The organism is Flavobacterium sp. LM4, assembly GCF_002017935.1.
Taxonomy (GTDB): domain Bacteria; phylum Bacteroidota; class Bacteroidia; order Flavobacteriales; family Flavobacteriaceae; genus Flavobacterium; species Flavobacterium chungangense.
In genome coordinates, this window is sequence record NZ_MUFW01000001.1 from 1497470 (window position 1) to 1521027 (window position 23558).

21 protein-coding genes and 1 CRISPR repeat array (1 of these 22 cut by a window edge) are annotated in these 23558 nt (G+C 33.8%); of the genes, 12 read left to right on the forward strand and 9 right to left on the reverse strand.

The genetic code is table 11. The features are described 5' to 3' along the window. Positions 1 to 3078: direct repeats of the CRISPR family, unit length 36 nt; unit sequence GTTGTGGTTTGATTAAAGATTAGAAAACACGATATT; it begins 1042 nt to the left of the window's first position. A 132-nt stretch (positions 3079 to 3210) separates the two neighbouring features. The 6 genes from cas2 to BXU10_RS06705 all read right to left on the reverse strand — a co-directional run bounded on the left by cas2 (position 3211) and on the right by BXU10_RS06705 (position 8981). Further along, positions 3211 to 3540, reverse strand: coding sequence for a CRISPR-associated endonuclease Cas2 (gene cas2, locus BXU10_RS06675; RefSeq protein WP_031455830.1), 330 nt, complete (start codon positions 3538 to 3540; stop codon positions 3211 to 3213). Then, positions 3516 to 4430: a type II CRISPR-associated endonuclease Cas1 gene (cas1, locus tag BXU10_RS06680; RefSeq protein WP_078226685.1), complete on the reverse strand. Its 915-nt coding sequence runs from the start codon at positions 4428 to 4430 to the stop codon at positions 3516 to 3518. The genes cas2 and cas1 overlap by 25 nt, the downstream gene beginning before the upstream one ends. Positions 4431 to 4604: 174 nt before the next feature. After that, positions 4605 to 6035, reverse strand: a complete 1431-nt coding sequence (locus tag BXU10_RS06685) for an NAD(P)/FAD-dependent oxidoreductase (RefSeq protein ID WP_078227925.1) — start codon at positions 6033 to 6035, stop codon at positions 4605 to 4607. 465 nt (positions 6036 to 6500) lie between these two features. Next, positions 6501 to 7145 (reverse strand): response regulator transcription factor, encoded by a 645-nt coding sequence (locus BXU10_RS06690; protein ID WP_031455833.1) that lies wholly within the window; start codon positions 7143 to 7145, stop codon positions 6501 to 6503. Beyond that, positions 7135 to 7920 (reverse strand): sensor histidine kinase, encoded by a 786-nt coding sequence (locus BXU10_RS06695; RefSeq protein WP_031455834.1) that lies wholly within the window; start codon positions 7918 to 7920, stop codon positions 7135 to 7137. The genes BXU10_RS06690 and BXU10_RS06695 overlap by 11 nt, the downstream gene beginning before the upstream one ends. 626 nt (positions 7921 to 8546) lie before the next feature. Continuing rightward, entirely contained in the window at positions 8547 to 8981 is a 435-nt protein-coding gene (locus BXU10_RS06705) for a hypothetical protein (RefSeq protein WP_031455836.1), read from the reverse strand. Between the two features lie 270 nt (positions 8982 to 9251). Between BXU10_RS06705 and BXU10_RS06710 the strand changes: the two genes are divergently transcribed. The 12 genes from BXU10_RS06710 to BXU10_RS06765 all read left to right on the forward strand — a co-directional run bounded on the left by BXU10_RS06710 (position 9252) and on the right by BXU10_RS06765 (position 20679). Then, complete coding sequence (locus BXU10_RS06710) at positions 9252 to 10112, forward strand: hypothetical protein (protein WP_031455837.1); 861 nt, start codon at positions 9252 to 9254, stop codon at positions 10110 to 10112. An 18-nt stretch (positions 10113 to 10130) separates the two neighbouring features. Then, on the forward strand, positions 10131 to 10535 hold the full coding sequence (locus BXU10_RS06715) for a hypothetical protein (RefSeq protein WP_078226687.1): 405 nt from the start codon (positions 10131 to 10133) through the stop codon (positions 10533 to 10535). An 18-nt stretch (positions 10536 to 10553) separates the two neighbouring features. Next, on the forward strand, positions 10554 to 11282 hold the full coding sequence (locus tag BXU10_RS06720; RefSeq protein ID WP_078226688.1) for a hypothetical protein: 729 nt from the start codon (positions 10554 to 10556) through the stop codon (positions 11280 to 11282). Between the two features lie 63 nt (positions 11283 to 11345). Then, the gene (locus tag BXU10_RS06725; RefSeq protein WP_078226689.1) at positions 11346 to 11978 is read left to right on the forward strand and encodes a hypothetical protein; all 633 of its coding nucleotides are present in this window, start codon (positions 11346 to 11348) and stop codon (positions 11976 to 11978) included. Then, positions 11975 to 12436 (forward strand): hypothetical protein, encoded by a 462-nt coding sequence (locus BXU10_RS06730; RefSeq protein WP_078226690.1) that lies wholly within the window; start codon positions 11975 to 11977, stop codon positions 12434 to 12436. The genes BXU10_RS06725 and BXU10_RS06730 overlap by 4 nt, the downstream gene beginning before the upstream one ends. A 10-nt stretch (positions 12437 to 12446) precedes the next feature. Next, complete coding sequence (locus BXU10_RS06735; protein WP_078226691.1) at positions 12447 to 14120, forward strand: S8 family serine peptidase; 1674 nt, start codon at positions 12447 to 12449, stop codon at positions 14118 to 14120. A gap of 12 nt (positions 14121 to 14132) precedes the next feature. Beyond that, positions 14133 to 15374 carry a peptidoglycan-binding protein gene (locus BXU10_RS06740; protein WP_078226692.1) on the forward strand — a complete coding sequence of 414 codons (1242 nt, stop codon included), beginning with the start codon at positions 14133 to 14135 and terminating at the stop codon, positions 15372 to 15374. 112 nt (positions 15375 to 15486) lie between these two features. Further along, the gene (locus tag BXU10_RS06745; protein WP_078226693.1) at positions 15487 to 16005 is read left to right on the forward strand and encodes an RNA polymerase sigma factor; all 519 of its coding nucleotides are present in this window, start codon (positions 15487 to 15489) and stop codon (positions 16003 to 16005) included. A gap of 45 nt (positions 16006 to 16050) precedes the next feature. Further along, on the forward strand, positions 16051 to 16266 hold the full coding sequence (locus BXU10_RS06750) for a hypothetical protein (protein ID WP_031455845.1): 216 nt from the start codon (positions 16051 to 16053) through the stop codon (positions 16264 to 16266). Positions 16267 to 16272: 6 nt separating this feature from the next. Continuing rightward, positions 16273 to 17115, forward strand: coding sequence for a FecR family protein (locus BXU10_RS06755; RefSeq protein WP_078226694.1), 843 nt, complete (start codon positions 16273 to 16275; stop codon positions 17113 to 17115). 101 nt (positions 17116 to 17216) lie between these two features. Continuing rightward, positions 17217 to 19835: a TonB-dependent receptor gene (locus BXU10_RS06760; protein WP_078226695.1), complete on the forward strand. Its 2619-nt coding sequence runs from the start codon at positions 17217 to 17219 to the stop codon at positions 19833 to 19835. 4 nt (positions 19836 to 19839) lie between these two features. Then, positions 19840 to 20679, forward strand: a complete 840-nt coding sequence (locus tag BXU10_RS06765; protein WP_078226696.1) for a DUF4249 family protein — start codon at positions 19840 to 19842, stop codon at positions 20677 to 20679. A gap of 198 nt (positions 20680 to 20877) precedes the next feature. Here BXU10_RS06765 and BXU10_RS06770 read toward each other — a convergent pair whose 3' ends face one another. The 3 genes from BXU10_RS06770 to BXU10_RS06780 form a co-directional block, all read right to left on the reverse strand. Beyond that, complete coding sequence (locus BXU10_RS06770; protein WP_189328065.1) at positions 20878 to 21561, reverse strand: DUF4397 domain-containing protein; 684 nt, start codon at positions 21559 to 21561, stop codon at positions 20878 to 20880. 457 nt (positions 21562 to 22018) lie between these two features. Then, positions 22019 to 22780, reverse strand: a complete 762-nt coding sequence (locus BXU10_RS06775; protein ID WP_078226698.1) for a LytTR family DNA-binding domain-containing protein — start codon at positions 22778 to 22780, stop codon at positions 22019 to 22021. After that, the gene (locus BXU10_RS06780) at positions 22761 to 23528 is read right to left on the reverse strand and encodes a sensor histidine kinase (protein ID WP_189328066.1); all 768 of its coding nucleotides are present in this window, start codon (positions 23526 to 23528) and stop codon (positions 22761 to 22763) included. The genes BXU10_RS06775 and BXU10_RS06780 overlap by 20 nt, the downstream gene beginning before the upstream one ends. Between the last annotated feature and the right edge of the window lie 30 nt (positions 23529 to 23558).

The window sequence follows — 23558 nt, forward strand, 5'->3', positions numbered from 1 at the left end:
GCGCGGTCGGCTGTTGTGGTTTGATTAAAGATTAGAAAACACGATATTTTCACGATTGAACGTAATTCCCATTGAACAGTTGTGGTTTGATTAAAGATTAGAAAACACGATATTTTTACGTTAAACATTTGTTTGTACTCATCTGTTGTGGTTTGATTAAAGATTAGAAAACACGATATTATTCAATTAAAACCTCAGAACCACGCCCAAGTTGTGGTTTGATTAAAGATTAGAAAACACGATATTGTCGTGATTCGTGGTTGTTGTGGGCAGATTGTTGTGGTTTGATTAAAGATTAGAAAACACGATATTATTTAGCCAATCCTAAACTATCTACTATTGTTGTGGTTTGATTAAAGATTAGAAAACACGATATTCGTTGTAGCTTTGAATGCTGTGAAATTCAAGTTGTGGTTTGATTAAAGATTAGAAAACACGATATTTATAATTGTATTCAGGGTGAAAACTACTAAGTTGTGGTTTGATTAAAGATTAGAAAACACGATATTTTTATATTATAATTCATAACTTACTGTTTAGTTGTGGTTTGATTAAAGATTAGAAAACACGATATTACAGTTATTCGCTTATTTGATTTACCAGAAGTTGTGGTTTGATTAAAGATTAGAAAACACGATATTTCTATATTTTTTATAAACAATAAATCTTCAGTTGTGGTTTGATTAAAGATTAGAAAACACGATATTATTACAGCATTACTTAATTGATTAAAACCAGTTGTGGTTTGATTAAAGATTAGAAAACACGATATTCTATACCATCAGATGAAGTTTGCCAGTTAAGTTGTGGTTTGATTAAAGATTAGAAAACACGATATTTTTGATCCGTTTGCTGTGTTTCTATTAAAAGTTGTGGTTTGATTAAAGATTAGAAAACACGATATTAATGATGTTTCATAACTGATGTTTTGAGTAGTTGTGGTTTGATTAAAGATTAGAAAACACGATATTTAACGCATTAACATCTAATGGCATATACTGGTTGTGGTTTGATTAAAGATTAGAAAACACGATATTTCAATTGTAACTTTTCGTTTAGCATCTTCTGTTGTGGTTTGATTAAAGATTAGAAAACACGATATTAATGCATTATTAAAAGTTAACTGTCCGTAAGTTGTGGTTTGATTAAAGATTAGAAAACACGATATTCCCTAAATTAACATTATCCTGTAGTTTAAGTTGTGGTTTGATTAAAGATTAGAAAACACGATATTTTATATACACAATGCGTTGCTAAAGCAGGAGTTGTGGTTTGATTAAAGATTAGAAAACACGATATTATGCACGGAATTATATGGACAGATGAAAGAGTTGTGGTTTGATTAAAGATTAGAAAACACGATATTCGAAGTAAGGGAAGCACTAGACGAATTAAAGTTGTGGTTTGATTAAAGATTAGAAAACACGATATTAAAAGACCCCAGAGCATAAAACGCATTCGGTTGTGGTTTGATTAAAGATTAGAAAACACGATATTAAACAACCAAGTTGGATAAACTATCAGACAGTTGTGGTTTGATTAAAGATTAGAAAACACGATATTGGAAACAGAATTTTTTAACTATAAAATACAGTTGTGGTTTGATTAAAGATTAGAAAACACGATATTATTAAAGACTAATTTTACAGGTACAAAACTGTTGTGGTTTGATTAAAGATTAGAAAACACGATATTCCGATCGACTTTGTAACATTTAATTCTGGAGTTGTGGTTTGATTAAAGATTAGAAAACACGATATTAAAAGCAGTACAGGAATCAATAAATAATTGTTGTGGTTTGATTAAAGATTAGAAAACACGATATTTTTGATTTGAAGAATTACTTTGATAACCGTGTTGTGGTTTGATTAAAGATTAGAAAACACGATATTGATAAAACTGAAAACCATCATCAGGATCAGTTGTGGTTTGATTAAAGATTAGAAAACACGATATTATTAAAAGCTTATTGCCAGTTAAATGGATAGTTGTGGTTTGATTAAAGATTAGAAAACACGATATTATTTCTTCTTTTTTTTCATAATAGAGATTTGTTGTGGTTTGATTAAAGATTAGAAAACACGATATTATGCACGGAATTATATGGACAGACGAAAGAGTTGTGGTTTGATTAAAGATTAGAAAACACGATATTCTTCACGCCTCCTGTATAGCCTGCATCTTGGTTGTGGTTTGATTAAAGATTAGAAAACACGATATTAAGAAGCGTTAATAAAACAACTGCAGCAAGTTGTGGTTTGATTAAAGATTAGAAAACACGATATTAATTCAGGATTAAGTGAATCGCAGATACAAGTTGTGGTTTGATTAAAGATTAGAAAACACGATATTCAAAAATCAAAATTTCATCCAACACAAAAGGTTGTGGTTTGATTAAAGATTAGAAAACACGATATTTCTGGTTTCGTTTCTTCTACTGGTGCGTATGTTGTGGTTTGATTAAAGATTAGAAAACACGATATTATTTTATAATTCTGATATACGGGTTTCTTGGTTGTGGTTTGATTAAAGATTAGAAAACACGATATTATTAGTCCATATTTTTTAGCGAATTTATATGTTGTGGTTTGATTAAAGATTAGAAAACACGATATTTAACTTCTGTTGTTTTTTTATCTCGTTCCAGTTGTGGTTTGATTAAAGATTAGAAAACACGATATTGAAACAGAAATTATAGGCTGCACATCAGCAGTTGTGGTTTGATTAAAGATTAGAAAACACGATATTTTTATGAGTAATCTATGGGTTGATATACAGGTTGTGGTTTGATTAAAGATTAGAAAACACGATATTGGAATTAATGCCGGTAAACCATAAGCATCAGTTGTGGTTTGATTAAAGATTAGAAAACACGATATTAAAGTTTTAATTTTACAGAGGAAGGAACTGGTTGTGGTTTGATTAAAGATTAGAAAACACGATATTGAAGCTGCCCTTTGCAATACTCAGCAATTGGTTGTGGTTTGATTAAAGATTAGAAAACACGATATTAAATCCTTTAAATGTGAATAGTCAGATTCAGTTGTGGTTTGATTAAAGATTAGAAAACACGATATTAGTTGGCTTGTTACCATCTAATAATCAAAAGATTAAATTGAAATATCGTATAAAAAAATGCTTCTTTTTTGGATTGATAACCCACGATTGAAGCATTTTTTTGTTTCTAACAATAATTCAGTTCAGTTTGGGCTAAAACAATTCCAGTTGTGTAGGCTGAGGAGCAGATGGCACGGCTGCTTTTCCCCAGAAATTCAAAATATTACCAAATTGTTTATCGGTTATTCGTAGCACGCTTACTTTGCCTAAAGGCGGTAGTAGTTTGTGGATTCTCTTTTCATGAACATCGGCGCTTTCACTACTTGCGCAGTGACGTACATAAACAGAATACTGCATCATCGAAAAGCCATCTTTCAATAAATTAGTTCTAAATCCGGACGCATTTCGTCTGTCTTTTTTTGTTTCTGTGGGGAGATCAAAAAAAACAAACAGCCACATTATTCGATATCCGTTAAGCTCCATAGTACAGGATATTTAATTTTTTTTCGATTTCCCGTGAAGCATTGTTGGAGAGAACTTGCTGTTTTTTGTAATGCAATCATCAAAGGACTTTTCTCATCTTTAAAATAAACTGTTCTCGTTAATATTTGCAATAATTCAGATTTGATAGCAGTGTTTAGTTCCTGTTCACCAAAACGCTGCATAATTTCAAAGACTTTTTCGTCTACAATAGGACGAAAAGGTTCCATAATATCATCGGCAAGTGCAAAAGCATTGTATTTACTTTTATGGTGGATTCCTAACGTATTCAATAATCCGCTTCCGGAAAGGGCTCTTGCAGTTGCAGCTCTTAAAATGGCATAACCATAATTCAGGAAATTATTAGGATAGTCGCCATATCGTTCCCGTTTTATTCCGTCAAATTCTAAATTAGGCTGAGGGAAATATTTCCAGTATTGCTGTGCAGCAACTCCTTCCATATTTGTAGAATCTCCACTTAAGACTTTACTGGCCAGAAACGAAAAACTATTTTTGGATTCGGTTATTTTTTCAAGTAACTGCCCCTGATTTTTAATTTTTTCAACTATTGTCTGCTGCCATAACTGTTTCTTTAAAGGTATGGAAGCTTCAATTTGATTTTTGAATATTTCCTGCTGAATATGATGGCTGTTCAGGTTTAAGAACATTCCGTTGGGAAGATGGTTTTTTCCGCAGATAATGATAGAAGTGTTATTGTCAACCAGTAAATTCATGGCCGGTATGCTGAGGTAGATCTCATTATGATCAAGAACGAGAAAGCCTATATCTTCAATGGGAATAGCGCTTTCCTTCATTTCTGATTTTAATACAAGCTGATTGTTTTTAGCTGTTATAGAAAATTTGTTTTCAATTAAAATGGTTCTCTTTAGCATAAATTTAACTTGAAATTATACATCCCCGTTATTGTCGTCTTCAACAGGTATCTTTAATTATTGTTTTAAATTTAGGCTTTAAGGTGATGTTGTTTTTACGGTTTTCCTTAATTCACGTGTTTTTAATTTTGACCTTATCTAAAAAGAGATAAGCTAATCTATCAGGTAATACTTTTACTCGTTATTTTTCTTGAACCATCTTCTGGGCGCATCACTTTCATGAAGTACAATTTCGGAATGTAAGAACTCTGCGGCATCGGCTGAATCTTGCACTTTTGAGGCACTGCGTGTCAGCATTTCGGATTCAAATCCGGTTAATACACTTTCCCTCAAACCAGTTTTTTTCCAGTGAGATAAAGATTTACATCCTTTTGCAATTTCCCGTGCAAGCGCAAGTGCGTCCAGCAACGCCTGATTCGCACCCTGACCTTTAAAAGGACTCATAGGATGAGCAGCATCTCCAATCAGAGTGACTTGTCCTGAGTTCTCTAATAATTCCGGTGTGAGTAATTCGCGGTCATACACGGGATATCCCGAAATCTGAGCTTCCTGGGTAGCTAATAAAATTTGAGGAATCGGGTCGTGCCACTGAGTTCTTCGGCAGGCTTCTTCCTTGAGTGCCTGAGGACCTTTAGCACTTAACTTTTTTGCTTCATCTTCCGACATTGGAAAGCTAAGCTGCCACATTACAGAATCGGCCGTGTAAGGCATGACATAGATTCGTTCATTGCCATTAGCAGTTTGGAATACAGTAGCGGAATCTAATAAAGCACTATTCAGATTTTGGACAGCACTCAAAGGGCAAATTCCTAATATTACGATACAGCCCAAATAACATAGGGGAGTAATATCTTCTCCAATAAGTAATTTACGGACCGAACTACGAATACCATCGGCTCCAACTACAAGATCTGCTTTGGCACTCTTCATCTTTCCATCGACCTGAAAGTTGAGATGAACATTACGATCACTATGTTTAAAATCTATTAACTGATGTCCCCATTGTATGTTATCGTTTCCACCAAGTTGCTCCAATAGTGCGAATCGCAAAGATTGTCTTGCGATATGAATATTGCTACGTTTTGGGGGCATTCTCTCTTTTGACTGAAGCCACTTTCTGACTCCCCATTCACCGATAACTTTTCCTTCGGGAGTATGAACCAGATGTCTGGTTGAAAATACTCCTTCTTTTAAAGAAATAATACCTAAGCCCTGAATTGCTTTACTGGCTTGCTGTAATGTTAGTCCATAACCCTGAGATCGGGCATTAAAGTCTTTATCGCGCTCATAAAGAGTAAAAGGGATTCCACGGTGTAAACAAGCAACAGCCAGGGCGATTCCGCCTATACCGCCGCCAATAATTGCCACGTGAGGATAATTCTCTTTATTTGCAACAGGAGGCATGTGGGCAGGAAGCAGACCGGTTCCGGAACAGTTTACGCATGAATATAAGTTGCCTTTAGGCTGAACAGGAGCAGTACCTTTACCATTAGTTTTTTCAAATTCATCTAATGCGATTTGGTAATGGAGTCTTACTTTTTTAGTTAGCCTTCGACTTTTTTTTCCGCGTCCCTGGCATTCCGGACAAATAGTCCAGCTTTCCATTTCATTTTGCACTTTTTTTACTTCCACTTTTTACCGGATCTTGATTTACATAAGAAAACAAACACAGATACTATTGATGCTGAGCTCAAGAGTCTAAATAATTATAACTCTTATTTCTAATAGATACATCTGTAAGTTATATTTCCATGTTTTTGCTTTTACAGGTGCGCAAAGTTACTATAAAAGATAGGTCTCTGCCGAAGCAGGAGTAAAGATTTTCATCTATGGATATATTTGACATCAGATTAAGACTGAAAAATATCCTAATAGTTTAACAACATAAAGCAATTATATAAAAAGAATTAATTATTTGAAATCTTCATTGATTATAGGTTGTTTTCTCTAAGATTTCAATTCTTTTGTATAACGGAATCTATTGGATTCCGTCGCAAATAAGTCAGTGTAATTCATAGGTTTTGACTTATGTATTGTTTCTCAACGGGCTAAGTGAGTGTATTAGAATCTTTAAACCAATACAATTTTGTGTTTCACTGCATATAGAACCAATCCAATTCGGGTTTTTATTTCTAGTTTATCAAATAAACATTCCCGGTATCCGTCGATTGTTTTTGGACTTAAACACATTTCTGAGGCAATCTCTTTATACGTTTTTTCGGTACAGGCATGTTTTATAAAAACAATTTCTTTTTCTTTCAGATTGATTTTTTTAGAGTCATCATTGGCTTTTTTTACCAGCATCCCCGAAACTAATTCTGTTAAATAAAAGCCTTTTTCAATAACTGAAATCATGGCTTCCTTAAATATTTCCGGAGAAGTATCTTTTAGTAAGTAACCTTTGGCACCATTTGTAATCATTTTGATGATTATTTCTTCATCATCATTTACAGAAAGTGCGATTACCTTCAAATCAGGTCTGTTTTCTTTAATCCATTTCATGGTGCTAACGCCATCCAAAACCGGCATATTGACATCCAGTAAAATTAAATCGACATCTGCATTTTCATGATCTTGCAGGTAGGAAACGAAGACTTTGCCATTTTCGAATCGGTTAATTACCTCAAAATCCTTAAAACTATTGATTAAAAGTTCCAGTGATTGTGAAAAAAGCTGATGATCATCTACAATAATAATTTTGTTTTTAGGTTTCATTGTTTTGGGTTAAAGGATATTCTAAAATTACGGTTGTTCCTGATGAATTTGATTCCATTATTAAGATTGCTCCAATTAACTTGGCTCTTAATTTCATGTTGTTTAAGCCTAATCCCGAATTTATCTGACTGGTATCGTAGCCAATTCCAAAATCTTTTATTTTTAATCGAAAAACAGTATCAGTTGTATTAATGGCTACTTCAAATAAATCACTGTGAGAATGTTTAAGGCTGTTGTGCAGGGCTTCCTGAAAAATACGATAAATAAACAAATCATGTTCCTGATCAATCTGGGGAATTTCTCCCGTAACGGTATAATTGTATGGAATGTTTTTTAGTTTTTTTATACGCTCAAGATCTTGTTTTATGGCTTCAATAAAATTGCTGTGCAGTAGATTGTCTTTATTGATGATCCGGGATAAAATCCGAATCTCATCCAGTGATTTGGCTAGTATTTCTTTAAGATCATTAAGCTCATTTACCAGGACAGGTTTTCCATTGTTAAGATACATATTGAGCTGCATAATACCCACAGAAACTATCTGACCTATATTGTCATGGAGTTCTTTACTAATTTCGCTGAGAGTCTGATCTTTAATTTCAATCCTGGTTTTAATTAACTCGGATTGAAAATACAATTCTGATTCCATTTTCTCTACCAGATAATTGTTTTTCTTTTTTAAAAAATAAAAGAATATCACAAGCAAAGTAATCAGTAAAGTTAAAAAAACAATACTTAACGAAATGACTAATAATTGTATTTCTTTTCGCTCCATAAGAATCCAATAATATAGCAGCTGTGGGCCAGGACATTTAAAATAAACACTACTAAGCTAAAAATAGATTCGTCATGTTTGATCAGGAACCAGTTTAAAGCAAGCATAAAGGGCAGAAATGGTACATGAAAAACTAAAATTCCTAATATGTACCAAAAAAAGACTGATTTTTTAAAATTTAATATTTTGTTTGAATTAAAAATTTCGACTAAGTATAAGCAGGATAATATCATAATTAACAGTACACCAATGGCAAAACTATAGGTATATGATTGGTTAATATCTTCTTTAAAATATAAGATATTCAGAAAAAATGAAAGGATAAACAGTATTAAACTGAGAAGTCCTATTATTCGATAATTTGTTTTGGACAAAACACTCCTTAAAAGTAAGATAAAAGCACAAAAACTGACCAGCATATAAAAATTAAAAACATAATAATTTAATATGCCTGTCCATGCCGTAAAATAATAACCTACTCTTTCTATTGCGGCAGAAAACCAAATCAAAATTACTAAAAATTTAGCTTTATTCGTAGGAAGTTTGTGCCAGGAAATTAGGCCGATAATTCCGGAAAATAAAGCTAAATAGACAGTATAAAATCTTAAAAATTCAAACATAATCTTCTAGTATGTTTTGCTGGGAGGATTTCCGATACTTCCGTAATTCATTGGTTCAATCCCTGGTATTTCTTCGATACCTATTTGACGAACCAAAGCAAAAGGTTGTATATCATCAGGTGCAGTTTTTCTGATTTTTGTTCCTGTAGGTGTTAAAAAAATGGTCATCCGGCCTGCTTTTTCTTCATATTTTCTTTCATCAGGATATACACCATAGTAAAAACGGATTCCGTTTACATCATATCCTTTTTTCTTCCCTTTAGCCTTAATATAATGAATATAATTTTCAAGCTCTTCTACAGAAAACCAAACATTATTGGCATCTTCTTTTGTAATGTATTTAGCAATTACCCGGGCACGGTATTTCATAAAATTCAAATGCAATTCCTTCGCGAATCTTTTTGTAATTAATTGAGTGGGTCTTTCTGGTTCTCTTTCCATGATTTTTTTAATAGTTAGGGGTTAATTAATTGTTGTTTAATATTTTAAATACGTTTGTTTGAGCAAAATTATTTTAAATTCTTACAAAAACAAAGGGGAAATTCACCCTTTTTTTGTAGGGTAAATTTATTTAAAAATTTGGGTTATAACACTGTTTTGTAGGAAAATAAATAAAATCAATTTTACATCGTTCATTTGGTGCACAAAATGGATAGGTGAAATCTGAAAAGCCTAGTTAAAAGAGTAAGAGTTAATTATAATACTAAAGTTATGAGTTTATATCACGAAGTTTTTGCAGGAGAATCATTCAGCGAAGACAATTATTTTGAAGCTGTACGATATGTTTTAGGACCGGAATATGCTAATTTGAATGAAAGTGAATTAGAAGATGTCCTTTTATCAAGAGTAGATCAAATGTCTGAAAGTGAAGCAGAAGGGTTTTGGTCAAGTTTAGGAAATGTAGCCAGCAGTATTGGTTCAGGAGTTTTGCGAGGTGTTTCGGCAGTGGCTCCAATAGTAGGAACTGCTGTTGGTACTTATTTTGGAGCACCTCAAATAGGCGGAGCGGTTGGTGGACTGGTTAGTAATCTGGCAGGAGCAGGAAGTGCTGCATTAGACAACAGTCGTCAGCAACAACGCAGACAAGGACCTCCGCAACAACAGCGAAGACCAGCTAATAATAACAGACGCAGACAAGCACCTTCGCCACTGGGTCAAGCGTGGGGAAATACAACCCGCTATTTGGCCGATGCTGGAAGAGCAGCTTTGCCGGCAATCCAGCAATATGTTCAGGATAACCCTGTTCAGCTCCGTCCGCAGGCGGCACAGGATATTGCCAGAGTACAAGGTTTGTACAACCAGTTGGGAGGCGTAATTAATAATCCTCAATTTCAGGCAGGACAGGCGCAGCAAAGTTTAGGTACTGCAAGTCCAAATGCACCTATTGAAAGCCATTCTTTTGCTGAACTAATTGAGACTGTTAATTATCTAACCGAGAATATTTTATATGAATATTACAACGGAGGACTAATTCCGACAGAAGACTATTATGTAGATCAATATGGACAATTTGTGGGGTCGAATACACCAAACAGAATCAATAGAATTGAAAATTCTATTGCCAGTTTATAAAACTTAAAAGTTATACAAATGGATGCTTATATAGAATATTTGAAAGAACATAATCCCGAGATGGCTAAATATTTTGAGCTTATGCAGCCCCTGATGGAAAAAAAAGAACCGGAAGAGAAAACAGAACCGCCAAAAGTTGATTTGGAACTTGAAGAAAGAATCAAGAAACTTAAAAAAATCAATCAGAAACTTTTCACAATAATCGAGGGATTGAAATTTCAGCTGGAGTTTGAGTTAAATCAGAACGATGATTTGGCAAAAGCCATTGGAGCCTGTTCTGAATGTTTCGGTGAAAATGACGATTGCCCGGAATGTTTTGGAATTGGAAAACCGGGTTACAGCATTCCTGATTTTATTCTGTTCAACAAATATATTCAGCCTGCCATCCAAAAATATAACAAACATTATTTCAATAAAAATTAACCATTAATATTTAAAATTATGAATTATTTCGAAAGTTATTTAGATGAAGATTTATTAAATGAAGATTATTTCAACGAAGACCTTTTAGGCGAAGATTTATTAGAAAGCTATGACGAAAGTTATGATGAAGCTGCCAAACGCAGAAGACCTTCAATAAAAGGAATAAGACCAAATGTGAGTTCAGCCGTAAAGCAAAGATCTAATTTTGGAAAAGCACTAAGCGGAAGAGCAAATGATTATGCTACCAAAAGTGAGTTAAAGAAATCATTAGACGCGATTTCAAGCCAGGTAAACGAATTGAAGAAAACCTCTTTGGCAACAAATAAAACATTGGTTGCATTAGATCAAAAACATACAGAACTTGCAAAGTTGGATGCCCGTAAAGGTGAAAATCAAACTAAGGTTTTAAAGAACATGCAAATGATGAGTATGATGGGGTCTTTATTGAATCAGCCAAAACTTAAACCTGAAAATTTAGAGATTATTGAAGTTCTTGATAAAGAAGGGAATGTAATTTCAAAAAATATAGCTGAAAAAAAAGATACAAATGCTATTTATGTTGATCAGACAATGTCTATGCTTTTACCAATGATGACAACTATGGGAGATTCTGGTTCCGGAAAATCAGACAATATGAACATGATGTTACCAATGGTAATGATTATGTCTCAGCAAAATCAGGGTAATACCAGCAATAACAATAATACGATGATGCCTCTTGTCATGATGATGATGATGAATAAATAAATGTAAAAAGGGCAATTGACACCCAATTGCCCTTTTATTCTATTAACCCTTAAAAATAAAAAGATGAATCCATTTAATATATTAGTTAATTACATAATAGCAAACAGCAGGGCAGCATTCTATAATGTTCCCGGTAATCAGGAAATAACGAATACAGCCTTGTTAACAGGTATGGTTTCTGAAAATCCATTGATGAGTTATTTAATTATCGACAACAAAGCTAAAATAGAAGGGGAGAAGTTTAGTACGGCAGTTGCTGTAACAACATCTGCAGGTACCGGCAGTAATCCTGGTACACCAGCACCGGATACTACTCCGGGGACAAACCCTGCAACGGATACAGGTGCACCCACAAATCCGTCAGGAACTTCTACCGAAACTCCAACCGGAACCCCAGCAACACAGGCAGAGGTTATAACATTAGAAGCGGTAAAAAATGAAATTTCAAATAGTAATCAAATTTTAAAAGATGAGATTACTAAAGGTTTAGAAGCCAACAAAGCAGAGTTTAATAAGATGATTGCAGAAAAATTAGAAACAAAAATTACGTTTTTAGAAAAGAACCATGTAGTAATAAATGAATCAATTCTGGAAATCAAAAAGAAACTGGAGGAAATTTCTAAAGGAAATCAGTCCCCTGAGACTTCTGGAGGTACAAAAGACCAAAAAGGGCTGCCTAAAAATAATCAGAAATGAAAACGGTAGTTGATCACCCTGAAACCGTTGTATTAGGCAGGATTGAGAAAACGACCACTGAAATTCTGAAAAAAATCAATTGTATTCGTCCCGGTTTGTTTTCCAGTAATCTGAAATTTTCAAAAAAAGCCGAGGAAGAAAAAAAAATATTATTTAAAGAATTAATTCCCAAAAAGGTTTTTTCAATTGATAAAACAATCGAACTGGTTAGTAAAATAGCAGCTGATACTAATTTTTTGAAACTGCAGCAAATAGATCAGGATTTTATTTCAGGATTAAAAAAAATTGATCTTAAAAATACACAATATATTAGCGAAATCAACAATTTCATCACTCAGGAAAACGAAATAAATGTAGTTTTCTTCTCTTTGGTCGAAGAAAATCTTTATTTCACGTATCTCAATTCTGAATTGTATGAGATAAAATATAAGTTAGACCAAATTAATCTACAACCTTAAAAACAAACTAATGGATCCAAGACTCAAAGTTATATTATATGGTAATCCTGACGAAGAACTATCGTTGTTAATGCGTTTGGAAAAAGAAAAAGACTATCCTGATCATTGCAAAATTATTTCAGAATTTGGAGAAATTGTAAGCATCCAAACGCAACGTCGTTATTTATGTTCTATTTACAACAGTAAAAAAGTAAAAAGTCTGAAAGCTCCGAGTGTGATTCCTGCAAATGACGATGTTGAGCCTAATCCTGAAACCAGGGTTTTAGATAAAAAAAATGAGGTTTTAAGCGATACTGTCTCGAATGTGGTTTTTGGAATTATTGATTTTGGTTTCGATTTTAGCCATCCCGATTTTATTAATAACGGTAAAACACGCTTTGAAAAAATTTGGGTGCAGTCTGACAGATATGATGGTAATGAATTTGGATATGGAAGGATAATTAGCCAGGCACAGATCAATGAAGCTTTATTAGATGAGTTTCCTTTTAAGAAACTTGGTTATCATCCGGGAAAATCCGATTTGTTTGGTAACGGAACCCATGGTACGCATGTACTCGGAATTGCCTGTGGAAATGGCGCCGTTGCACCCCAAAGTTTTGCGCCAAATGCCTCGATTATAGCGGTAGATATGGGGACCAATTATGTAAACGGATCTAATTTGTCTTTGGGCGATTCTGTAAAAGGCTGCGATGGTTTATATTTTATTACAAAACAAGCCGGTGAACGGCCTCTTGTAATAAACATGAGTCTGGGAGGTCATGGCGATCATCATTTTGGATTAACCCTGTTTGAACAGGTCATCGACTATATTGTGACGCACAGAAAAGGAACAGCGATTGTACAAAGTACCGGAAATTATCATCAGGCGAATGCGCATACTTATGGTGATATTAAATTGAATCAGAAAGTCAAAATTCCGTGGATGTTCAAAAAGCATGATCGTACACCAAACGAAATGGAAATCTGGTACGACGGTGATGATATTTTAAGTGTGAATATTTATGATGACAATCAAAAAATATTGCTTTCGTCAACACCTTTTAAAGATGAATTAATTGTAAAAGATGATGATCAGGTTGGAATTTGTCTGCACAGATGTAAAGAACCTAATACCGGTAAAAATCAAATTAATATTCTCGTTAATGGAAAACTGAATTCTAAATTCTGGACGATTGAATTAATAGGCAGAACTGTCAACAACGGTCGCTACCATTGCTATATCGAGCGCGATGATGGCGGACAATCTATCTTTTTACCAGCTATTGTAAATAAAACGCATACAACAAACTCGATCTGTAATTCAAAATACAGTATTGTTGTAGGAGCCTACAATCAGAATGATGATACAAAACCGATCCTTTCTTTTAGCAGTTCCGGACCAACCGCTGATGGGCGAATGAAGCCAGAACTTGTCGCCCCTGGGTTTAAGATAAAATCATCCTGCTCCTCTTCGAGCAGAGAAAACAGAGCGTCAAATAAGCTTACTTCTAAAAGCGGTAGCAGTATGGCAGCACCCTATGTTGCTTCTTTGGTAATGAAAATTCTGGAGAAAGAACCTAACCTGGATATTATTTCAATACGAAAAAAACTTTTTAGCGCCTGTGATACTGCTTCTTTCAAAGATAATAAATTAGAGATTTTTAGAGCCGGACATGGTTACATCAATCCAAACAGAATAACTTAAACCTGAAATACCATGGAAAATTTAATTTCAAATACCCCGATAATTAATTCTAATTTGCCAGTTGTAGTAACACAAGGTGGCATAAATAACAGTGTTGGATTGAATGGGGTAAACAATCCGTCAGATGTTTCGCAAATTCATGATTATCTCAAAATATTAGGATATCCCATAACCAATAGCGGCAGTATTACAAACAGTTTAACGGACAATACTGTTATTTCAATTTTGAATTTTCAGACCAACTATAAAATTGTAGTTACCGGTTTGATTAATCCAAATGATGAGACTTATAATGCATTGAAGCAGTTGAGCCTGTCGGGCATATCGCTGGCAGAAGGAGAAGATGAGTCGTTGCATCAGCCGTTTTTGACCAATTCGTTTTTATTTAGGAGAAATGCCGGAAATACCGATACACTAAATGTGATTTTTGAGGGAGATTCCTGGCTGGATTACCCTGTACCAAGAGTTCTTGACTTATATGACACCATTACTGACCGAAATCAAAGGCTTAATCTAAATTGCCTGCATTTGGCAAAATTTGGAGAAACAACTTCGCAGATGTATGCTGACAGAACTCATTTTGTACAATATGTCAGTGGTTACCGAATTGACCGGATTTATTTTAGTGGTGGCGGAAATGATGTTTTTCCACAGCTGGGCCGAATATTAAATGCCGGAGTTACTTCTTTTAATTCGAATTTCTTTACTGATCAGGCAAAATTAAGTGAACTTATAAACCTTCCTTCCGGAGATGTTTTGTATCAAAAATGTATTTTATATAAAAGATATTTAAATACAGCTACTTTTGATAATGCACTTTTTAATTCAGTCAATCTGGATTTAATTTTTAATACAATTAAGCGAAATTATCTTGGTTTTGGAAGTATTGTTAACGCACATGCTACTCCCAATACAATATTTTATATGCATACTTATGATTACCCTTTATACAAACTTGGTGTGAGACCTTCAATTATAGGAGTTGATTTGCCTTTAGGGCCCTGGATTAAACCGGTTTTTGATGCTTTAGCTATTACTGATGAAATTTTGAGATGCTATATCATTATTCGGTTATTGGATAAATTTTATTCGTTATTGTGGCAAATCAAAAATCATTTTACCCATCAGGGTTATCGTTTTCAAACCCGAATCATAGATTATCGCGGACTCTTAAATTCATCCCAGTACTGGCGAGATGAAATTCATCCCAACTCAGCAGGAGCAAGAAGATTGTCGACCAGAGTTAATTTTTAAACAAAAACCCGATCACTTCGGGTTTTTTGCTTTTTAGGAAGGCTTTTTAAATATTTTGATTTAAAATTATAGGAATATTTGACTTTTTAAGACTAGTTATTATCTTTACCAGATGAACAAAAAGTTTATAGTTAGTTTAAAAAAAGGTAATGAAGCTGCTTTTAAGGAGGCTTATCTAAAGTATTACGACAAACTGATAAACATTGCCAAACGTTTTAATTTTACAGTTCTTACTCCCCAGGATTTTGTTCAGGAAACTTTTTTGAGGTTGTATAATAAAAGGGAGTTACTTAATGAAGATGTACTGTTTGATAAACAATTGTTCACCATCTGCAAGAACATTATCATCAATCATGTTAACCGTGAAAATAAAATAATTCAGCTTGACCCTTTGCAACTCGAAGTTGAACAAGAGGATACTGATAGCGGAATTTTTGAAGAAAGACAGGAAAAACTACAAATTTTCATTAATCAGCTTCCGGAGCAGCAGCAAAAAATATTTACGCTACATAAACTCGAAAACCTTAGCTATAAGGAGATTGCGGAAATTACAGACCTTTCTGAAAAGACAATTGCCAATCATATTTATCTTGCCAGTAAATTTATTCGAAAAAAAGTCGAAAACCATTAGGAACTTTTTTGTTCTCGTTTGTTATATATAAAAACGAGAACAAAAATGCATATTGAAGCGTATAAAACGAATGTCAGAACAAAGAAAGACGCAGGTCTGCTTGTAGCCCTTTTACAATTCATCATTTCTGATTGTATTATCAATTTTGATTTCAAAAACCGCGAAAGAATTCTTAGGATCGAAACCAACAGAGAGATTCAGGAAATGGTGTATGGTGTTTTTTCTAAACAAGGATTTTATTGTAAAAAACTTAACCCATAAAAGATCATGGATAAAGAAAAACTCGACAAAGAATTTGAAAAATTATGGAATGAAACTCCTATTTCACATTCAGATAGCGAAAAAGAAGCTTCGTGGGAAGAATTTCAGTCTAAAACCTTTGATGCTAAAAGACCAAAGATTAAAATTTGGCGCTATGCAGCAGCGGCAGCGGTTATCATTTTTATGCTGACAGGAACCGGTATTTATTTTAACAGAAGCCCGTTACAGGATGCTTTTTATCTTACTTCAAATACAATTGAAAATAATACTTCAATAATAAAAACGGTAGCCTTGCCGGATAGTTCAAGGGTAGAACTGAGCCCGGATTCTAAAATTGTTTATGCCAATAATTTTGAAACCAACAGAAAGATTATAGTTGAGGGAGAAGTTTATTTTAAAGTTAAAAAAGATAAAAAACATCCTTTTCAGGTTTTCTGCAATGAAACTACAACGACTGTGTTAGGTACTAGTTTTACGGTTCAGGAAAATGTACAAAAAGGAGTGACCGTTGCTCTTTATGAAGGAAGTGTTCAAATGAATGTAAAAGACCAGAATAAAGTATGGATACTTAAACCGGGAGAAAAGTTTGTCTACGGAAACAATACTGCTGAAGTAGCCGAATTTAACAGATTTACGGATTTTGAAAATGAAAAACTGAGTGCTTTCAGTAATTACATAATGGAGAACTATGGTTACAAAATGACTATTCCACGGGATTTTGATAATCAGCGAATTACAGTTCGAATCAATAAAAAAGAAGATTTAAAAACAATTGTTCAATTAATATCAGAAATGTATAACCTAAACTTTGAAATAAATGAAGATTTAAAACAGATTACTTTTCGATAGAAAAGAAAAGGATGCACTAGCCGCGAAACTAAACATCCTCATCATAATCAAGGTAGTATAGAACTATCCCATTTAATAATAATTCAAAAATACAAAATTTCATGAAGCATATAATTTCAGCGTGCTTTTTTTTATTCAGTCTGTCTATGTTCTCTCAAAACGTAACGGTAACTGTAGATCAAAATATGACATTAAAAGAAGTGTTTACGCAAATTGAGAACCAAACGGATTTTAAATTTGCTTTTACGGATCAGATAAATACAAATCAAAAGTATTTTAATCAAAAAAACACTTACAAAAATATCGAAATAAAAGCACTTATCAAGGAACTGAATAAGAACACTTCGATTCAGTTTTCTATCGCCGGAAATAATATTTTCGTAAAGCAAAAAAGTGCTAAAGCAGCTACAGCTAAAAAAAAAAACAAGCTAACCGGTCAGGTTTTAGATGAGAACAAAGAGCCCGTTATTGGCGCCAATATTTTCATCAAGGAACTTGAAATAGGAGCTACAACAGATGCAAACGGAATGTTCTCATTAGAATTAAATAAAGGAACTTATACTATTATCGTCAGTTATGTTGGTTTTAAAAATGGAGAAAAACTGATAACAATTTCTGATGATGAAAGAATAAACTTTGTTATGGATGCCGATAGTCAGCAGCTGGAACAGGTAATTATTACCAACACCAAAGCAGTTGATGTGAGAAATACTCAGATGAGTGTTAATAGGCTTACCATGGAAGATATTAAGAAGATTCCGGCTGCAATGGGCGAGCCGGATCCCTTAAAATCTCTATTGACACTGCCAGGTGTTACCAATGCAGGCGAAGCTTCGTCTGGCTTTAATGTACGTGGTGGCGCAGCCGATCAGAATTTGATTTTATTGGACGGCGCTCCCGTTTTTGGAGATTCGCATATGTTTGGTTTTTTCTCTGTTTTTAATGCTGACATGATGAGTGGTTTAGATTTATACAAAGGAGGTATTCCTTCTAAATTTGGAGGAAGGGTTTCTTCTGTTCTTGATGTAAACCAACAAACTGGAGATCTTGAAAATTATAAGGTAAATGGGGGAATAGGCTTAATCTCAAGTCGGCTTTTGGTGCAGGGACCTATAAAAAAAGGCAAAGGTTCTTTTATAATTGGCGGACGTACTTCTTATGCGAATTTGTTTTTAAAATTAGGTGATGTTAATGCTGGCATTGGTTTTTATGATCTTAACGCTAAATTTAATTATCGTTTTGATGCCAACAACACGGTTAGTTTTTCAGGTTATTTAGGACATGATGTAATCCGTTTCAACGATCTGGTTGATATCAATTTTGGAAACACTATGGGAATTTTTAACTGGAAACATAAATTCTCAGATGACTTAAATACCAACTTATCCGTTTTCTACAGTGATTATAAATTTAACCTTAACTTGGATATTCAGGAATTTAAATGGAAGAACACTGTTCAAACGTACGGTTTAAAATACAATTGGAACCAGTCCGTTACTCAAAATTTTAAACTGAACTATGGACTTGAGGGTACTTATTATAATTTTAATCCAGGAACAGTACAGCCTACCAGTTCAGATTCACAGTATAATTACCAACAATTGGATAGAAAATATTCTTTAGAATCTGCTGCTTACTTAGACTTTGAGCATCAGATTACCGAGAAATTAAATCTGCGATACGGACTTCGTTACAGTTTGTTCTATCGTTTAGGAAGCGAGGAAATAAGTATTTATGAAGATGGACAATCAGTAGTATACAATCCAAAATACAATATTTATCAGGAAGGTACTCCAACAGGAACCATATCTTATAAAAGTGGCGAAATCATAAGTAAATTTGACAATTTTGAACCAAGAGCTGCATTGTCATACACTTTTAGCGATGATGCATCTGTAAAAGCAAGTTATAACAGAATGGCACAATACATTCATATGTTATCTAACACGCAATCGCCTTTGCCAATGAATCTCTGGACACCCAGCGGTCCTTTTATGAAACCGCAATTACTGGATCAATATGCGATAGGATATTTTCAAAATATAAAAGATCGTGATTATTCTTTTGAAGGTGAATTGTTTTATAAAAAAATACAAAATCGTATTGATTATGTAGAAGGTGCCAATTTATTGGCAAACAATAATATAGAACAGGTAATCCTGAGTGGTAAAGCCAGATCGTATGGTATGGAATTATTATTTAGAAAAAACACTGGTCGCTTTAACGGCTGGGTTTCTTATACTTTGTCAAGAGCAGAGCAAAAAACTCCGGGAAGAACACCTGAAGAACCAGGAATTGCAAACGGTAACTGGTATTTGTCAGGATATGACAAATTACATAGTTTAAGTGTTGTAGGCACATATGAATACAGTCCAAAATGGTCTTATAATGCTAATTTTTCTTTGCAATCGGGACAGCCTGTGACCTATGCTAATGGATATTATGATTTTGGCGGGTTAAACGTACCGAATTTTTCATTACGAAACGGAAACCGGCTTCCTCTTTACCATCACTTAGATTTAGCCGCGACTTATACGCCCAAACCAGATAAAAAGAAGGGATGGCAAAGCTATTGGGTATTTAGCATTTACAATATCTATAATAGAAAAAATGCTGCATCGATAACATTTTCAACAAATGAAGATACAGGACAAAATGAAACCAAAAAATTATCAATTTACGGATTAGTTCCAGGCGTTTCTTATAATTTTAAATTTTAACAATATGAATAAAGCAGCAAAAAATAATTTTAAAAGTAAAGTACTAATCTTATGCAGTCTTCTTTTTATTTTATTGTTATCCTCTTGTGAGGAGGTTGTAAATCTTAATCTTGAAACTGGGGAAGCTAAAATAGTAATTGATGCTGAAATCCTTTGGAATAAAGATACTGACGGAAAGGTACAAACCATAAAAATAAGTAAAATGGCTCCTTATTATAATAGCAGCACACCAAAAGTTTCGGGAGCGCAGGTACGTGTTGAAAACAGTGAAGGTGCTGTTTTTACTTTTACAGAAACAGAAACGGGCTTTTATGTTTGTAACGATTTCGTTCCGGTACTAAATATGGATTATACTCTTTTTGTTGAGGCTGAAGGAAAAAGTTTTACAGCCGTAGAAAAAATGACTCCTGTAACACCAATTAACAGAATAGAACAAGAATACAGACCAGACATATCAGGTCCGGATTTATTGGTGCTTTCTATCTTTTATGACGATCCTGCTGATCAGCAAAATTTTTATCTGTCTTATTTTACAACCGATTTTTTAAAAATTCCTTACACTTTAATGTCAAATGATGATTTGTATAACGGAAATGAAATAAAAGACGAATTCTCAGATACAGATTTAAAACCGGGCAAAGTGGTTCAAATTGTCCATCGTGGAATTTCGAAAAGCTTTTATAATTATATGAATTTAATTTTTGAAGCATCAAGTGCAAATCCTTTTGGTACCACACCTGGTAATATTAGAGGAAATATTGTCAACACTAACGATACAAAAGATTTTGCATTAGGCTATTTTAGGCTTTGTGAAGCTAATAGTGTTTCGTATACAATGAAATAAGATTTGTATTTCTATTGTATTTGGTATTAAATATTTTAAACAATTAGATTTAATCCTTTCCGATACTATTGTAAACCGATTTAAATTTGATTCTTAAAGCTTATGTTCTTTATATATCTGTACAATAAAAACAATTTGATTTAAAACGACGCCCTCTAAATTGATAATTTAGAGGGGCGTCTTATAATATATTTTACCTTAATTATGTAAAATCTGTTCTATTGCATATCCTGATGCAGAAGACCCAGCTATAAAAACAGTATATACTTTTCCTGAAGCAAAATTTGTAGGCTGCAGCATTGCCAGATTTTCAGTTCCGCCGTTTCCACGAACCTGAATACTTAATGAGCCCGCATTAATTTCAGAGTAATTACTTTGACTGTAGCGTGTAATATTTAAAGCAAGGTTGTTGCCCTGCCCATCAATAAAATCAATATTTGAGGGAGCTCCACTACTTAAATGAATAAATTTTACTTTGGCTTTTCCACTAGAGGGAGCACTAATATTATCTTCATAAAGTCTTACCTCAGAATCTGATCTTGATTCTCCGGTCAGGTATACCGTATATCTTTTATCATCATCCAGATCAAGTTCTTCGGTAGCATACAAATTATTATCATTTTCATCTCTGAACTGGCTCACCAAATTGTTTCCCGAAGCGACATCATGATAGGACACAGAATGATCCAAATAATCCAGATCACCAATGTAAGGGATATTGGCCATGACAAATTTTTGAGAGCCTGAGTTGGGAGCAGCATTAACTACTTTAAGACTTGCAGAACCGAAGGGATCTACATCATTATTGTCACAAGAAGATAAAGATAGCAGTGCTGTTATTACTAAGGCCTTTACATAAATCATTTTAAAGATTGTTTTCATAATTTTAATTTTGGGTTTTACTTCGTTTTTCATCTTTTACCTTAAATGGTAGTTTTGTTATTTGGGTTTTTATAGAGCTTTTAAAGACATCTAAGACTGTTTTTTATCTTTCCTTAAAGCCATATTCTGGTTCCGGATCATAGAAGGTTCATGAATCACCTTTTTAGAAAATTTTATTTTGAATCATTATATTTAGTTTTAATAAGATATTATACTGCGAAAGTAAGAGAGCAATTTCTTATAAAGCTTAAAAAATAAAGTCAAACGGACAATTTTGCGGGTGAACCGTTATAGAAATTATACGTGAGGATTTTGATTAAAGGAAACGAAGAAAATGATACATTAGAAGTATTGAGGTTGCTTAAGTTTTAGCTTTATGCCTCCTCCTTGAGTGTTTGAGTATTTATTTTAAAGGAAAACTCAAAAGTTGATTTATAAGCGAATGCTTTTGCTAAGATCAGTTTCCTAACCATGCTAATACTTTTGACCTTTTTTCCCTACTGACAAAAATATCTTTGTGAAAAGGTAATGAAAGGTTGATTTTTAGCTTTCGCGGAAAATAATCTGTTACATCTGCTATTGCATTACGGTTTACAAGGACTTGCCTGTTCATTCTGAAGAAAAATTGGTTGGTTCTCTTTTCCATATCTTCAAGGCTTTCAGTCAGGGTGTAACTTTTTCCATTATGTGCGAGCATAACCGTTGTTTCGGTTTCGACATAAAACAAAGCAATTTTATCTAAGGAAAAAGGAAGGAGACGATCTCTGTATTTTACCAGTATAGAGGTGCTAACAGGCTGCTCGAGATTTGAAATTATCTCCATTGCTTTCTGATATTGTTCAGCAATCTGACTGCTCATTAATTGCTGCATGCTGTGAAATTTAGCCAGGGCGGCTTTCAATTCGGCTGCACTAAAAGGCTTCAGAATATATTCGATTCCATTGGCCTTAAAAGCATCAAGTGCATATTCATTAAAAGCAGTACAAAAAATTACAGGAACATTAAGAGGCACAGTTTTTATAATTTCAAAACTCAGACCATCTCCTAACTGAATATCGCTAAAGATAAGATCTGGCTGCGGATTTGTTCTGAAGTAAACAATTGCTTCTTTTACAGATCCCAATAAGGCTACGATTTCGATCTCGTCACTACAGTTTTTCAGACTGGATGCCAGATCTTCTGCTACCAGTGATTCATCTTCAATAATTATGATTTTCATCGGTATTTATTTTAAAGCTTACAGAAAAAGTAACGCCGTCATTGTTGATTATAATTTCATTTCCAGAACAGATGAAGCAGCGCTCAGCCAGATTTGCCAGTCCACTTTTTAAAGATGTTTCACCGGATTGCTTTAGGTTCATTGTATTCGATACTGATATATATTGCTCTTTTTGCTCAATTTTAATTTTTAAAGGCTGTTGTTTTGTAAACCGATTGTGCTTGATAGCATTTTCTGCCAAGGGCTGAAGAGAAAAAGTAGGAACACTGAATTTGAGCATATTGGGATCATTAATTTTGATATTCCATTCTAATGCTTCGCCAAAACGCATTTTCTGCATTTCAAGATAGTTTTGACAAAAATCCAGTTCTTCCTGCAAAGTTGTAACCATACTGTCATTGAGTGTAACCGCAGCTCTTAGAAAACCGGCCAGCTGTATAAGATAATGCTCTCCAAGAGCGAGATCTTTTTTGTATAGCGCTTTTAGTGTATTGAGCGAATTAAATAAAAAATGTGGATGTATCTGCTGTTTTAAAAGTAGATTCTCAGCTTCTGCAGTGCGAAGCTGTAATTTTGAATTTTCAAGTTCAGTTTGTGTTTTAGCTAATCTTAAAATGGCAAAATCCTGCAGTAAAAGTACGAGAAAAGCAATAAAAAAAGCTTCCATTAAAAAGGTCATAATAAGTTCAATATCGTAAAAACTCCAGACAATATTAGCCATGTAAGCGAAAAACGGCCATAATAACATTTGAAGTATTATGGATGTACAAAAACTTGT